Source organism: Pirellulales bacterium, from assembly GCA_036267355.1.
Lineage (GTDB): Bacteria > Planctomycetota > Planctomycetia > Pirellulales > DATAWG01 > DATAWG01.
Window position 1 is genome coordinate 65,036 of the sequence record DATAWG010000072.1, and the last position, 14,570, is coordinate 79,605.

Here is a 14,570-nt window from a genome sequence, read left to right on the forward strand (position 1 = left end):
ACGCAACGGGCCCGATTTCAGGCCGCCGCGCGGGGCACCAGCGGCACGACTTCGAGCAGATCCGCGCCGGCGGCGAATTCCACGCGACGAACACCATGCGCATGCACCAATTTCAATAGTGCCGCCAGGCGCTCGACATTGTTGCCGTCGAGCAATGGCCCGATCTCCGCTTGCTCGACATGGCGCCAACCGCGGGCGTGCCAAACGGGCACCGTGCAAGCATCGAACACATTCGGCGAATGCCGCAGCAAGCCATACGATCCCGGATATGCTTCGGCAAACAGCCGCAGTTGTTCGTCCAGGCGCTCGATGTTGTTGCCATGATGCGGTTGATGGGCAATTTGCTGCATTGGTAGCTCTCCACGAAAGACGGTTGGACTCGAAAGGATCGAAGATGATAGCCGACAATCGAAAATCGAACTACCCGTCCTTGTAAGAGTTCGGGTTGATCCACAGGCGAACAACGGGTGGATTTGGGCCGCTTGAGATACGGCAGCACGCGCGAAACCGCAAGCGAGCATCGCTACCAAGCGGCGGCCCGAAGCTCGCACGCGGTTTCGCGCGTCGGCCGACAATGCCGGCTCGGGGGCTCGTGCGGATCGTTACCGCCGCGTTCCGGCCGGCAATTGCGGCTGGTCGGAAGTGCCGGGCGATTGGGTTGCCGGATCGGGATTGCGGCGGGCGATCGCTTGATTGCCGCTTTGCAGATCCGAACCGCCGTCATTCGGATAGATCATCGTCTCTTCGGCGCTGACCAGCTTGGTGCTTAGCTCGCCGCACTCAACTTCCGCGCGAAACACTTGCTTGCCGTGTTTATCGGCTCGGGCGTGGATGCGATAAACCACCTCGCCGCCTACCGCGAGCGTGGCAAGCGGACGGAAGGCCACCACTCCGTTGGCAATATCGTGCGTGCCCCCTTCAGCCGAAATCGGTTCGATCCCTTCCGAAAAGTAAGCCACGACGCCCACCGATTCGGCACTCTTGGTGCCGCGATTCCGGACCCGCAATTCGTAAACCATCTCATCGCCGACCGCGATCGGGCCGGCCGGATCGGTGACATCCAGTTTCAAATCGGCCAAGGCTTCGACATTGGTGATGATGTCGGCCATGTCGTTCAGATCGCCGGCGGCGGTCGACATGACTTGCAATTTGTTGACGCCCGGTGCGGAAAGCGTGCAGCGAAGCTCGAGCATGAGTTCTTCGCCCGGCCGGAGCGTGGGCAGCGTCCAAACGACTTTTCCCTGTTCGGGCTTCCACTGGCCTCCTTGAGTTGCGGAGGCGAATCGAGCTTCGGGCGGTAGGGCCGCGAACACGTGCACATTTTCGGCCGGGGCGTTGCCCGGATTGGAGACTTTGATCGAGTAGCCTGCCATGGTGCCGGCGTAGCGTGATTTCGCTCCATCGACCGACACGGCGATCGACGCCCGGCGTACGAGCACATCTTGCGTCGCCTCGACCTTCAGTCCCGGTTCGGCGCTAGCGGCGGCATGGATCGTCACGGTGCCGCCCTGGCGAGCGGTGAGTTCCAATTCAATGACTTTGCTTTCGCCGGCCTTGAGCGAACCGAGCGGATGGCGCGACGGAGCGGCCGTCGAGTTGCCGACGGGCCACAAGTCGATCGCCACATTTTCCGCCTTGCCCGTCCCCGGGTTCGACAGCGTCAGTCGATAGAGCTTACTTTGGCCGTAGAGCACTTCATCTGGCCCGGCGATGTTCATCGTCAGCTTCGGCTCTTGCACGTCGACCATCGTTTGCGAAGCGGTCGGAGAGAATGTCCATTGCACGGCGAGATCGAACGGCCGGCCTTTCCGCGGCACGAGCCGGAGCGTCAGCGTTTCTTTGCCATGCGCTTCCAGCCGCGGAATTCGCCATTGGAATGGCTCGGTACCGTCGGCCAGCGACGGGCGCGTGGTCCCCGCCGACGATTGCGAACCGACCACGTCGGTCCAATCAGGAATCTTCACGCCGACGACCAAATCTTGTGCCGCAACGTCGCCGCCGTTGCTGAGGGTGACCGTATACAACGCTTCTTTGCCGATCACCACCGTGCGCGGGCCGGTCGTTTCGACGCTCAAGAGCGGGCTCTGCCGCTTGAACAACACGTTGTCGGAAGCGGCGGCGGTCGGCTCAGGTACGGCCAAATCTTCAGGGTTCACCACGGTTCGGCGAGACGACCGCAACGGCGACGAATGGCTCGAAGGGCTCGGTGCCGGCGTGGCGAACGAGTCGGACCGCGCCGGCGAGGCTTCCGCTTCCGGGCTGACGGGGGCCAAGTTCGGAGCCGAGTTCGCATCGCTGATCGCCAGCGGATGCGTCACCGCATCGTCGTCGGCAACGGCTTGCTGCCGCCGCGATGAAGGAGCCAGCACTGCCGGTGCAGCGCTCGGTCCTGCCGCCGATTCATCCCACGAATCGCTTTTTCCTTCGCTCATGGCCGGCTGCCGAAGCGCTTTGAGGCGCTGGGCAAGCGGCCGTGTGTCACGCGGAGCGATGTCTTCGGTGGGCTCGGCGACAGGGTCGGCCGCGGCCGCAACCGACGGGCCGGCGGCCGTGCCGCGCGTCACTGTCGGCTGCGAGGCGCTCACGCCGGCTTGGATCGAAACATTCATCGAGCCGCCGGCGGCCGGGCTACTCTTCGGAGGTGAAATCGAGACGGCATGGACCGGCTTCGGCGAAGACGGAACTGGTTCGGGCGTGCCGAGATGGCGGCGGACCATTTCGTTCGCCGACATTGGCTGCTGCACGGTGGACGCCGCCGAACTATTGGCGCCGGTCGTCGAGTTCGAATGTGCCTGGCTCCCACTGACAGACGAACTGCCGCTTGTGGATCCACTGGAGCTGCCGCCGGTTGGATTGTAGAGCGGAGCATCGTCGGTGAAGCTTTGGACGACGATTTCGCTGTCGACCGCCGGCGGCGCAAGCGGCTTTGCGTCCGGCGCGAAATCGCTGGCGGCGGCCGAGCCGCAAACCAACAAAGTGACCACGGTCAAAGCCGACCAACTCTGTCGTTTCGTAAACATAGGTAAGCTCATTTGGACTCGCTAGCACTTTCTAACTGGCCCGCTGTCTGTCTATATCGGCTAGCGAATCATTAGCTGATAAACCAATGATATTGGTTGTCGCAAATTAAATGCTTGCAACGATGGCCCTCCCCCGTGCGGAGAGGTTGCCGCGAACCGCAAAAGACTTGGAATCCTGTCCAAGCGGAACGGAGAATCGAATTCTCAATCAAAAACGGCAGTTTTGCTTGGTTTCAACACATTACCTGCCTTGCGAGGGGGGCATGGTTTCTCTTTCGATCGGCTCGGCTCCGGCCTCTGGGGCTAGTGAACGCAAAAAATTCGCGTTGCGCATCGAACGGCAACGCTTTGATGAAAGCGTGAATCTAAATTCAAGCCGGCCGAAGCTTTTGGTCGCCGCGAAAAATTACTCGAGCGGGAACAAAACGGATTCGTTCCCGCCTTTTTTGCTGCGCTAGCGAAACTCGGCAGCCCCGGCTGGTGTTTGGGTTTACGGGAGACCGCATAATGCGGTAGGCTTATCGCACGGATGCCGAATCGCCCACCACCCCCCGCCCAAGCCCAGGGAAGGCCGCCCTCGCCCGCCACTTGCGAAAACGTTCGACGGCCTTCCCTCGGTTTTCGGTCCACTCTGCGAAGACAAATTTTCGAGAACACGATGAATACAGAATGCTTGAACGCCGACGCGGCGAGAGAAATTGGAGTTCGCCCGGTGCGCGGTCCCAGGGAAGACCGGCAACACGGTGTTGAATGGGAAAGGGATAATTGGCCTTCCCTGGGCTTGCGGAGTTTGGGAGCGCGTGCGGTGGTGGCCGCGTTTCTGTGCGCGGCAGTTGCCGCGTGTGGCTGCGCGAAGACGCAGGGACAAGTCGCGGCGCCCGAGCCGCCGGCGATTCCTGTTGCCCATCCGGCGACGCACGAAGTCACCGACTTCGTCGATTTCACGGGGCAAACGGCGGCGGTGCAAACGGTGACGATCGTGCCTCGCGTTACCGGCTATCTCGAAAAGGAGCCCTTCAAGGAAGGGGCCGAGGTGAAGGCCGGCGATGTCTTGTTCGAAATCGATCCGCGCCCCTACAAGGCCCAGTTGGACCAGGCGCAAGGACAAGTGATTCTCAATCAGGCGCGACTCAAAGAGGCACAAGCCGACAATGCCCGAGCAAAGGCGCTGGCAAAAACCCCCGGAGCCATCAGCCAACAAGATCTCGATCGCTATCAAGCCGCGGAGGAAGAGGCCGAAGCATCGCTCGAAGCGTCCAAAGCGAGCCTTGAGGTTTACAAGCTCAATCTCAGTTTTTGCCAGGTCAAATCGCCCATCGATGGCCAGGTGAGCCGCTACTTCATGACGCCCGGCAATCTGGTGAATCAAGACCAAACGCAATTGACCACGATCGTGTCGCTCGATCCGATGTATGTCTATTTCAATATGGATGAAGTAACCCTGCTGCGGATTCGCCGCGCCATCGACGAAGGAAAAATCAAGCCGTATCAGAGTGGGCAGTTTCCTGTTTATATCGGCTTGCAAGGCGAAGATGGATTTCCACACGAAGGACGGGTCGATTTTTTCAATAATCAAGTCGATTCGACCACCGGCAGCATTACGGTCCGCGGCGTGCTGCAGAATCCGCCGCCGAAAGTCGGCCATCGGCTGTTTTCGCCGGGGATGTTCGTGCGCGTTCATCTGCCCATCGGCCAGCCGCACTCGGCGCTGTTGGTCATCGATCGCGCGATCGGATCGGACCAGGGGCTCAAATATGTCTATACCATGGATCCGAAGACCCATGTGATTCAACAGAAGACCGTCGATACCGGACCGCTCGAAGACGACGGCCTCCGCGTGATCGAGCCTGAACCAAAAGGCAAGGGCCTGACGGCCGACGACTGGGTTGTCGTCGGGGGCATTCAGCAGGTGCATCCGAAGACGGAGATTCGTCCCGACTTCGTGCAAATGCCGACGCTCGGCCCTAGCACGGCCACGGATTCAGGAGCGGCGGGCGGCGCGGCGACTTCCGGTACAGCGACTTCCGGTACAGCGACTTCCGGTACAGCGAATTCGCCGTCGAACGCGCCTGCCTCATCCGGTACTTCAACGGGGGCGATCAAAACACAGCAAAACGCCGAAACCCCTTCTCCGCCGGCCGAAAAAGCTCCGGCCACGCCGCCCTCGGCCACGCCGCCGCCGGCCCATTGACCGGCCGCAAATGAGCGGCAAGGCGCTAGCCGCCGGTCGTGGATCAAGTGGGCTGTCCACCGGCCCAAGCTTACCCAACGCCGAGAAAGACTAACCCGGTTTATTCGTGGCACCAGGAATTTTGTGGCGGGCTGCGAAATCGTAGCCCGAAGTGTTAGCGAGGGCGGGTCGCCATGGCTGCCTCGCTTACGCTTCGGGCGAGTGTTGCCACTTCCGATGAGTCGCTCGAATCACGCAACTTTGACGGACACCGCTGATCGCCGGCCATTATGATTTCCCGATTCTTCATCGATCGCCCGATCTTTGCCGCGGTGGTGTCGATCGTCATCACGCTCATCGGCGGGATCGCGCTCTACTTTCTACCGATCGCGCAATATCCGCGCATCACGCCGCCGGGCGTAAGCATCTCGATCAGTTATCCCGGCGCGAGCGCCCAGGTGGTCGCCGACACCGTCGCCGCGCCGATCGAGCAGCAGGTAAACGGCGTCGAAGGCATGCTCTACATGTCGTCGCAGATGGGCAACGACGGATCGTACACGCTCACCGTGACATTCGATATCGGCGTCGACCTGAACACGGCGCTCGTGATGGTGCAAAACCGTGTCGCACTGGCGATGCCGCAACTTCCTTCGCAGGTGCAGAACCAGGGAATAACGATCCGCAAGCGAACGCCCGACATCCTGCTGATCGTGAATTTCTATGCCGACCCGGATAAGCCGCAATACGACGACATCTATCTCAGCAACTACGCCACGATCTATTGCAAGGATGAACTGCTGCGCGTGCCGGGCATTTCGGACATGAGCTATCAGGGCGAGCGCGACTACAGCATCCGCGCTTGGCTCGATCCACAGAAACTGGCATCGCGCAACATGACGGCCCTCGACGTGGCCGCCGCAATCCAAGCTCAAAACGCCGATGCCCCGGCGGGCATGGTCGGCCAGATGCCGGCCCCGAACGGCCAACTCTTCACGATGCCGATCGATACTTTGGGCCGGCTTAGCACGCCCGAACAGTTTGGTGACATCATCGTCAAAGCCATGCCCACCGCTCTTCCGGTGCGAGCCACGGCTGCGGCTCCGCCGGTGATCGGAGCCGCGGGCTCGACGAGTGGCACGGCCGGCAGTGCATCGAGCAGTTCGAGCAGTTCAACATCATCGACCCCGACGACGGCCAGCAGCACGACACTGCTTCCGACTGTCGGTTCCACATCGTCGACGATCACGGGAACGACCGGCGGTAGCAGCAGCGGCATGACAACCACTTCCGGTTCTTCCGCGACGACGACCAACCTCGGCACAACCGGCGGCGCTACGACCGCCGGCGGCAGCACTACCGGCGGCGCGGCAACTGGCGGCGGCGGAACGGCGGCCGGCGGCGGCACCACCGGCGGCGGAGCCATGAGCGCCGGCGGCGGCACGACCGGCGGCGCTGGCGGCGGCGGCACGACTAGCGGCGGCGGGGCGACTGGCCCCGCGCTGAACGCAGCCGGAATGCCAATCACTGCCCAAACTCCTGGCGGCCGGCCCGCCGCCGGAATCGTTCGCCTCCGCGATGTCGCCCGGCTCGAAATGGGGGCGGCAAGCTACACGCAATCTTGCCTCTTCGATGGCAGGCCCTCCGTCGGCCTCGGCCTCTATCAGCTCCCGGGCACCAACGCGCTCGATGTCGCCAATCGCGTCCGCGCGAAAATGAAAGAGCTCGAATCTCGTTTCCCCGAGGGAATTCATTACGACATCGCGTACGACACCACGCCCTTCATCCGCGAATCGATCAACGACGTGCGACTGACATTTCTCGAAGCGGTCGCGCTCGTGGGAGTCGTGGTGCTCATCTTCCTGCAGAATTGGCGGTCGGTGATTATTCCGCTGATCGCCGTGCCCGTGGCAATCGTCAGCACATTCGGAGTGATGGCCGCCCTCGATTTCAGCTTGAACAACATTTCGCTTTTCGGCTTGGTGCTGGCAATCGGAATCGTCGTCGACGATGCGATCGTGGTGGTCGAAAACGTCGAGCGTTGGCTGGATCACGGGTTCAACCCGCGCGATGCCACGCGCAAGGCGATGGATGAAGTCACCGGCCCGATCGTGGCGGTGGCGCTGGTGCTGTGCGCGGTGTTCGTGCCGTGCGCATTCGTCGGCGGCATTACGGGGCAATTCTTCCGCCAATTTGCGGTGACGATCAGCGTGTCGACCGTCTTTTCGGCGATCAATTCGCTGACGCTCAGTCCGGCCCTCGCGGCCATTTTGCTCAAGCCACGCGGCGCGCGCCGCGATCCGCTGTCCTGGTTCGTCGATTCGATCGGCGGCTGGTTTTTTCGGGCGTTCAACGACGTCTTCGGCATGGTCACTACCGGCTATTCGTGGTCGATCCAGCGCATGATGCGTCTCAGTGGGGTCGTGCTCGTGGTGTACGGGCTGCTGATGGTGTTGACCTACGTCGTGTTTGTGAGCGCGCCGACCGGCTTCGTCCCGCAGCAGGATCAGGGGCGGTTAATCGTCAGCGTGCAATTGCCCGATTCATCGTCGTTGCAGCGGACGATGGCCGCCCTGCACAAAGTGGCCGACATCGCCATCCACACCAAGGGCGTTGCGCATTGCGTCGGAATCGGCGGCCTGTCGTGGATTGCGCAGGCCACGAGCCCGAATTTTGCCTCGATGTTCATCGTGTTGAAATCGTTCGACGAGCGGCGGCGGACGGGCCGGCCCGACACGGCCATCATGGCCGACTTGCGCCGCGAATGGTCGCAGCAGATCAAAGACGCCGTGGTGACGGTATACGGCGCGTCGCCGGTGCCCGGATTGGGCGTCGCGGGCGGATTCAAAGCCATGATCGAAGATCGCGGCGGGCGCGGGCTCGATTCGCTGCAACAGCAAACCGACACACTGCGGCGGAAACTTCAGCAGGGCGTGCCGGGATTGATCGGGGTCAACACGCAATTCCGCTCGAACACGCCGCAGTTGTTCATGGACATCGACCGCAAGAAAGCGGCCGCACTCGGCGTTTCGCTGAACGATGTGAACCAGACGCTCGACATCTATTTCGGGTCGCTCTACGTCAACAGCTTCAACGATTTCGGCCGCCATTGGCAAGTCACTGTTCAAGCGGAGGGCCAATTCCGCAACCGCATCGAAGACGTCAATCTGTTTCAGGTGCGCAACAATCTGGGGCAGATGGTACCGCTGGGCACGATCTGTACGGCCCACGAAATCGGCGGCCCGCTCATGGTGACGCGCTACAATCTTTACGAATCCGCCGCCCTCACCGGCAATTTGAAGCCCGGCTACAGTTCCGGCGAAGCGATCGCCGTGGTCGACAAGATCGCCAACGAATCGCTGCCGATCTCGATGCGCGCCGACTGGACGGAGCTGATGTTCATGCAGAAACGCGCGGGCAATACGTCGATTTATGTATTCGGGCTGTCGGTGATGTGCGTGTTCTTGGCGCTGGCGGCGCTTTACGAAAGCTGGTCGCTGCCGCTGGCGGTAATCCTAGTGGTGCCGCTCTGTTTGCTGTGCTCGGTGGCCGGCGTGCTGTATTCCAATCACGACGTGAATATCTTCGTGCAGATCGGGTTAATCGTGTTGGTTGGATTGGCGTGCAAGAATGCGATTTTGATCGTGGAGTTTGCCAAGCAGATGCACATCGATGAAGGCAAGCCGGTTTTCGAAGCGACCGAAGAAGCATCGCGGCTGCGATTGCGGCCGATTTTGATGACATCGTTCGCGTTCATCTTCGGCGTGATTCCGCTGGTGATCGCCAATGGCGCGGGCGCGGAAATGCGGCGCTCGCTCGGTTGGGCGGTGTTCAGCGGAATGTTGGGTGTAACGCTGTTTGGAATTTTCCTCACGCCGGTGTTCTTCTACGTGATTCAAGGACTCGGCGAGACGCGGCTGTTCGCCTCGGCCCGCGCGCATTGGATCGGATCGACCTTTGCCGGTGGATTGCTCGGCTTGCTGTTGGGTTTTCTGCTCGCCGCGATCCACATTGGCCGGACGCCCTGGATGCCAATCGTGCTCGGCAGTGCGGGCGTGTTGCTTGCGCTAACCCTTTTGGAAATGCGTCGGAGAATAAAAAGGCTGTGAGGCTGTGAGGTACGAAGAGACCTTCACGCCACACGTTGCCACCACAATCCTCGCAGCCTCACAACCTCACAACCTCACAACCTCACAACCTCATAGCCTCATAGCCTCATAGCCTCATAGCCTCATAGCCTCTTATGATTGCCGAATTTTTTGTCGATCGGCCGATTTTCGCGACCGTGATTTCGGTCGTGTTCGTGCTGGCCGGCCTCGTGGCGGTGTTTACGCTTCCCGTGGCCCAATATCCCGACGTCACGCCGCCGACCGTGCAAGTGACAGCCCTCTATCCCGGAGCGAATGCGGAAACGGTGCGCGACACCGTGGCCGCCCCGATCGAAGAGCAGGTCAGTGGCGTCGAAGGCATGATGTATATGTCGTCGCAATCGACGAACGACGGCGCCTACAACCTCACGGTCACCTTCAAGCTGGGCATGGATTCCGACATGGCCCAGGTGTTGGTGCAGAATCGCGTGTCGCTGGCGCTGCCGGTCATCCCGGCGCTCGTGCAGAACGAAGGGATCAACGTCCGCAAGATCTCGCCGAACACGCTCATGATCGTGAACCTGATTTCGACCAATGGCAACTACAACGACCTGTTTCTCAGCAACTACTTCACGATCGATGTGAAAGACGAGTTGGGGCGGCTGCCGGGCGTCGCGGGAATTTCCTACCTCGGCGAGCGCGACTACAGTTTGCGCGCCTGGCTCGATCCCGACAAGATGGCCGCGCTCAAGCTCAATGCGATGGACGTCGTCAACGCCATCAGCCAGCAGAATATCCAGGTTGCCGCGGGGCAGGTCGGCCAGCAGCCGGCCCCCAAAGGCCAGCAATTTCAATTGACCATCAACACCCTCGGGCGGCTGACCAACCCCGAGCAATTCGCCGACATCATCATCAAAGCCGGAACGCAAGGAAGCAGCACTGCCGGCTCGGCCGCCTCCGCCACAAGCGCGACGGGCACCGCCAGCAGCATTGGCACGTCGCCGGGCAGCGGAGGCGGCGGAGGAAATTCGATGGGCGGCGCCGCGCCGCCGTCGACCGCCATCGTGTATTTGAAAGACGTGGTCACGCGCACGGCCGACGGCAAGCCGCGCGTCGAACTCGGCGCCCAGCAATACGACCAATCGTGTACGCTCGATGGCCAACCGTCGGTGGCGCTCTCGATCTTTGCCCTGCCCGGGTCGAACGCGCTCGACACGGCGCGCAGCGTTTACGACAAAATGCACGAGCTCAAAACCCGCTTTCCCGACGGAGTGGATTATCGCATCGTCTACGACACCACCCCTTTCATCAGCGAATCCGTCGCCGAGGTCGGTTATACGCTGCTCATCGCCGTGATCCTCGTGGCCATCGTCGTGCTGGTGTTCTTGCAGGATTGGCGGGCGATGATTCTGCCGATGATCGACGTGCCGGTTTCGCTGATCGGCACGTTTGCCGTCATGGCCGCGCTGGGCTTTTCGCTCAATAATCTCACGCTGTTTGGCTTGGTGTTGGCGATCGGCATCGTGGTGGATGATGCGATCGTGGTGCTCGAGAATATCGAGCGCCAGATCGCCACCGGTCTCGATGCCCGCGCGGCGACGATCAAAGCGATGAGCGAGATCACGGGCCCGATTCTCGCCATCACCTTGGTGCTTAGTTCGGTGTTCATACCGTGCTGCTTTTTGGGCGGCGTGACCGGACAATTCTTTCGCCAATTTGCGGTCACGATCGCCGTCTCGACGATCATCTCGGCGATCAACGCCATCACCATGACGCCCTCGCGCGCCGTGGTGATCTTCAAGACCGAGGAAGGCGCCGACGGGCATCAACACCGGAAGGAAGCGCTCCCCTGGTGGTTCTTCGGCATCATCGGGGGGTTGCTTTCGGTGTGGCTCGGCGAAAAGTTTCTGCCAGGGCAATTCGGGATTCCCCCGCTTCCCGGCGAAGATGCGCCGCGCTGGATGCCATGGGCCGTCCACGCCGCCTATTTCGTCCCCGGCGCGATCGTCGGCGGCGTCCTCGGCTGGATTGTCATCAAACCCGTCAACGCCGTGTTGGGCTCGTTTTTCCGCGGCTTCAACCGCTTATTTGACCGGGTGATCGCTGCCTATGGCCGCACCGTGGGCGGACTGCTCCGCATGAGCGCGATCGTGTGCATGGTGTATGGCGGGCTGTTGCTGCTCACATATGTGCAATTTGTCCGCACCCCGACCGGCTTCATACCGCAGCAAGACAAGGGTTATCTGCTGCTCAATATTCAGCTACCCGACTCGGCATCGGTCGAGCGCACGCAACGGATGATGGGACGGATCGAAGAAGTCGCGCGGAATACCAAAGGCGTCGACCATACGGTCGGAATCTCCGGCCAGTCGCTGATCTTGAATGCCAATGCTCCGAATCTTGGCTCGATGTACGTGATGCTGAAGCCGTTCGACCAGCGGAACAGTTCCGATCTGACGGCCGACGCGATCGCGCGCAAGTTGACGGCCGCGGCTCGGAAGAATGTTCGCGGAGCCGTCGTGTCGGCCTTCGGCGCTCCGCCGATCGACGGTCTCGGCACCACCGGCGGATTCAAGCTGATCGTCGAAGACCGCGGTAACCTGGGCCTGGGGCAGTTGCAGGAAGTGAGCCAGCAGATCGTGGACCGCGGCAACCGTACCCATGGGCTCAAAGACATGTTCAACAGCACCGGCGCCAATACGCCCTGGCTGTATCTCGATATCGACCGCACCAAGGCCGAGGCGCTCGGTCTGTCGGTCGGCGATGTGTTCAACACGCTGCAAGTCTATTTCGGCTCGTATTACGTCAACAATTTCAACGAATTTGGCCGCACATGGCAGGTCAATGTTCAGGCGGATCAAAGCTTCCGCGCCAAAGTGCCCGCAGTGAAAAATCTTCAGGTGCGGAATAGTCAGGGGCAAATGATCCGGCTTGGCACGCTCTTGGATGTGCGCGACACGAGTGGGCCCGTGGCCGTGATGCGCTACAACCTCTACTCCGCCGCCGCGATCACCGGCGATGCCGGGCCCGACACCAGCTCCGGCCAGGCCGTCGATCTCGCGCAGCAAATTGCCGACCAGCAAACGCGGATGAAGCGATCGATGGTCACCGAGTGGACGGATCTGGCCTTTCTGCAAAACGAGGCCGGCAATTCGGCGATGTATTTCTTCGCGCTGGCCGTGATATTCGTGTTCCTCGTGCTCGCAGCGCAATACGAAAGCTGGTCGTTGCCGCTGGCCGTGATCTTAGTGGTGCCGATGTGCTTGCTCTGCTCGGTCTTCGGCGTGCAGATCGCGCACAACGACGTGAATATTTTCACGCAAATCGGCTTCGTGGTGTTGGTCGGGCTGGCCAGCAAGAACGCGATTCTGATCGTCGAGTTTGCGAAAGAGAAACGCGCTGCCGGCGAATCGGCCCGCGAGGCGACGCTCGAAGCCTGCCGCCTGCGATTGCGGCCAATTTTGATGACATCGTTCGCATTCATTCTCGGCGTCGTGCCGCTGGTGATCGCCGCGGGGGCCGGGGCCGAAATGCGGCGCACGCTTGGCGTGGCCGTGTTCAGCGGAATGCTCGGCGTCACGCTCTTCGGCATCTTCCTGACGCCGGTGTTCTTCTACGTCATCCAATGGTTCGCCGATCGCCGAAAGCCGGCCAATCATCGAACCGTGGAAAACGGCGACAACGGGCACAATGAGCTCAACCGACACACGTAAACATGTTGCCGCGTAAACATGGGGCGATGTCAACAGTGCCGCCGCTGCAACGCCGGTTCCCCTCTCCCCCTTCGTGGGAGAGGGGCTAGCCCGGTTATCCATCATGCCGCGAATTCGCGACACGCTGCGAAACAGTAGCCCGAAGCGTTAGCGAGGGTAAGCCTCGTTGGCTCCCTCGCTTACGCTTCGGGCTACTGTGGCGCCATGAATAATCCGGGCTTGGGTGAGGGGGGAAATCGCCGATCGACTCGACCCGAAAGAACAACGCCCGCTACCGTCCCGGCCGGCCTGTTGCTCAGGCAAACTTCGTCTTGCCCGGCATGGCCACTGGGGCGACCGGCAGCGGGCCCCATTCATATTTTGGCGGCGCCAGGTCTTCCTTGCTCGCCATTGCCTCTTCCCACGAGATCTTCTGGCCCGTATAAGCGGCCATCCGGCCCATGATTGCCATCATCGTGCTGCGGGCCATGTAGAGGCTGTTGTCGATTCGCCGGCCGGCACGGATCGCCGCAAACAATTCGTTATGCTCGACTTGATACATGTTCGGGCTCGGACCGGAATACGTCCATTTGTTCGGACCGAGAATCGAATTTTGCATCAATTGAGCCGAGCCCTTCGTGCCGATGACGTGATCGCTCACGTCGTCTTTGCAATCGGCCATTTGCCGGCAACTCGAAAACACCTTCGTCCCATTGGCGTATTCGAAGACGATCGCGAAATGGTCGTAAATGTTACCGAACATTTCATCCGTGCGCACTTGCCGGCCGCCGACGCCGATCGCGCTAGCCGGCGGCTCGTCGTGCATCACCCAAACCGCTTTGTCGAGGCTGTGGATGTGCTGTTCGGTGATGTGGTCGCCTGAGAGCCACGTGAAATAGAGCCAATTGCGCACCTGATATTCCATGTCGCTCCAGTCGGGCTTGCGGCCGTGATGCCAGAGCGTGCCGGTCAAATAGGTCGAATGAATCGCGGTGACATCGCCGATCGCACCGTTGTGGATGCGCTCGACGGTCGCCCGCTTCGGCGGATCGTAGCGCCAGCACAAACCGGAAACGAGATTGACGCCTTTTTTCTTGGCCTCCTCGGCCGTTGCCAAAACGCTGCGCACCCCGCCGGCATCGACGGCCACGGGCTTTTCGCAAAAGATATGCTTGCCCGCTGCAACGGCTGCCTTGAGATGCAGCGGGCGAAAATGCGGCGGCGTGGTGAGGATCACGACATCGACGCCCGCCCCGAGCACGCCCTGGTAGGCATCGAAGCCGTGAAAACACCGCTCCGGCGTCACGTCGACCTTCTTTTCGAAACCGCGCCGCAATTCGCGGAGGCTCGATTCCAGCCGGTCGGAAAACGCATCCCCCATCGCCACCAGTTTCACATTCTTGTCGGCATTTAGCGCTTGCGACGCCGCGCCGGTGCCGCGGCCGCCGCAGCCGATCAGGCCGACTCGTAGCGTATCGTCGACCGAGGCGTGCGCGCTACGGGCAATGCCGAGCGAGCCAACGAGCGAAGCCCCGGCGGCTGCGACGCTCGTGGTTTTCAAAAAATCGCGGCGATTGGGCGAGGCTGGATTCGGCATGAAATG

6 protein-coding genes are annotated in these 14,570 nt (G+C 61.2%); 3 read left to right on the forward strand and 3 right to left on the reverse strand.

The annotated features are described in order from the left end of the window. Nucleotides 1-17: 17 nt before the first annotated feature. Together VHX65_10995 and VHX65_11000 are read right to left on the reverse strand one after the other, a co-directional pair. On the reverse strand, nt 18-350 hold the full coding sequence (locus tag VHX65_10995; GenBank protein ID HEX3999068.1) for a hypothetical protein: 333 nt from the start codon (nt 348-350) through the stop codon (nt 18-20). Nucleotides 351-602: 252 nt separating this feature from the next. Then, nucleotides 603-3,020: a CARDB domain-containing protein gene (locus VHX65_11000; GenBank protein ID HEX3999069.1), complete on the reverse strand. Its 2,418-nt coding sequence runs from the start codon at nt 3,018-3,020 to the stop codon at nt 603-605. An 805-nt stretch (nt 3,021-3,825) separates the two neighbouring features. Here VHX65_11000 and VHX65_11005 point away from each other — a divergent pair. From VHX65_11005 to VHX65_11015, 3 genes are all read left to right on the forward strand, one after another. Further along, the gene (locus VHX65_11005) at nt 3,826-5,211 is read left to right on the forward strand and encodes an efflux RND transporter periplasmic adaptor subunit (GenBank protein ID HEX3999070.1); all 1,386 of its coding nucleotides are present in this window, start codon (nt 3,826-3,828) and stop codon (nt 5,209-5,211) included. Nucleotides 5,212-5,480: 269 nt separating this feature from the next. Beyond that, nucleotides 5,481-9,296, forward strand: a complete 3,816-nt coding sequence (locus VHX65_11010) for an efflux RND transporter permease subunit (protein HEX3999071.1) — start codon at nt 5,481-5,483, stop codon at nt 9,294-9,296. A gap of 134 nt (nt 9,297-9,430) precedes the next feature. Then, nucleotides 9,431-12,988 (forward strand): efflux RND transporter permease subunit, encoded by a 3,558-nt coding sequence (locus VHX65_11015; GenBank protein ID HEX3999072.1) that lies wholly within the window; start codon nt 9,431-9,433, stop codon nt 12,986-12,988. A 295-nt stretch (nt 12,989-13,283) separates the two neighbouring features. On the opposite strand, the gene VHX65_11020 is transcribed toward VHX65_11015, so the two are convergent. Further along, nucleotides 13,284-14,564 carry a Gfo/Idh/MocA family oxidoreductase gene (locus VHX65_11020; GenBank protein ID HEX3999073.1) on the reverse strand — a complete coding sequence of 427 codons (1,281 nt, stop codon included), beginning with the start codon at nt 14,562-14,564 and terminating at the stop codon, nt 13,284-13,286. Nucleotides 14,565-14,570: the final 6 nt, after the last annotated feature.

What these genes read in the sequence shown, in the direction of transcription:
- VHX65_10995 (HEX3999068.1), bottom strand. Translation starts at nt 350, where the DNA reads ATGCAGCAAATTGCCCATCAACCGCATCATGGCAACAACATCGAGCGC.
- VHX65_11000 (HEX3999069.1), bottom strand. Translation starts at nt 3,020, where the DNA reads ATGTTTACGAAACGACAGAGTTGGTCGGCTTTGACCGTGGTCACTTTG.
- VHX65_11010 (HEX3999071.1), top strand. Translation starts at nt 5,481, where the DNA reads ATGATTTCCCGATTCTTCATCGATCGCCCGATCTTTGCCGCGGTGGTG.
- VHX65_11015 (HEX3999072.1), top strand. Translation starts at nt 9,431, where the DNA reads ATGATTGCCGAATTTTTTGTCGATCGGCCGATTTTCGCGACCGTGATT.
- VHX65_11020 (HEX3999073.1), bottom strand. Translation starts at nt 14,564, where the DNA reads ATGCCGAATCCAGCCTCGCCCAATCGCCGCGATTTTTTGAAAACCACG.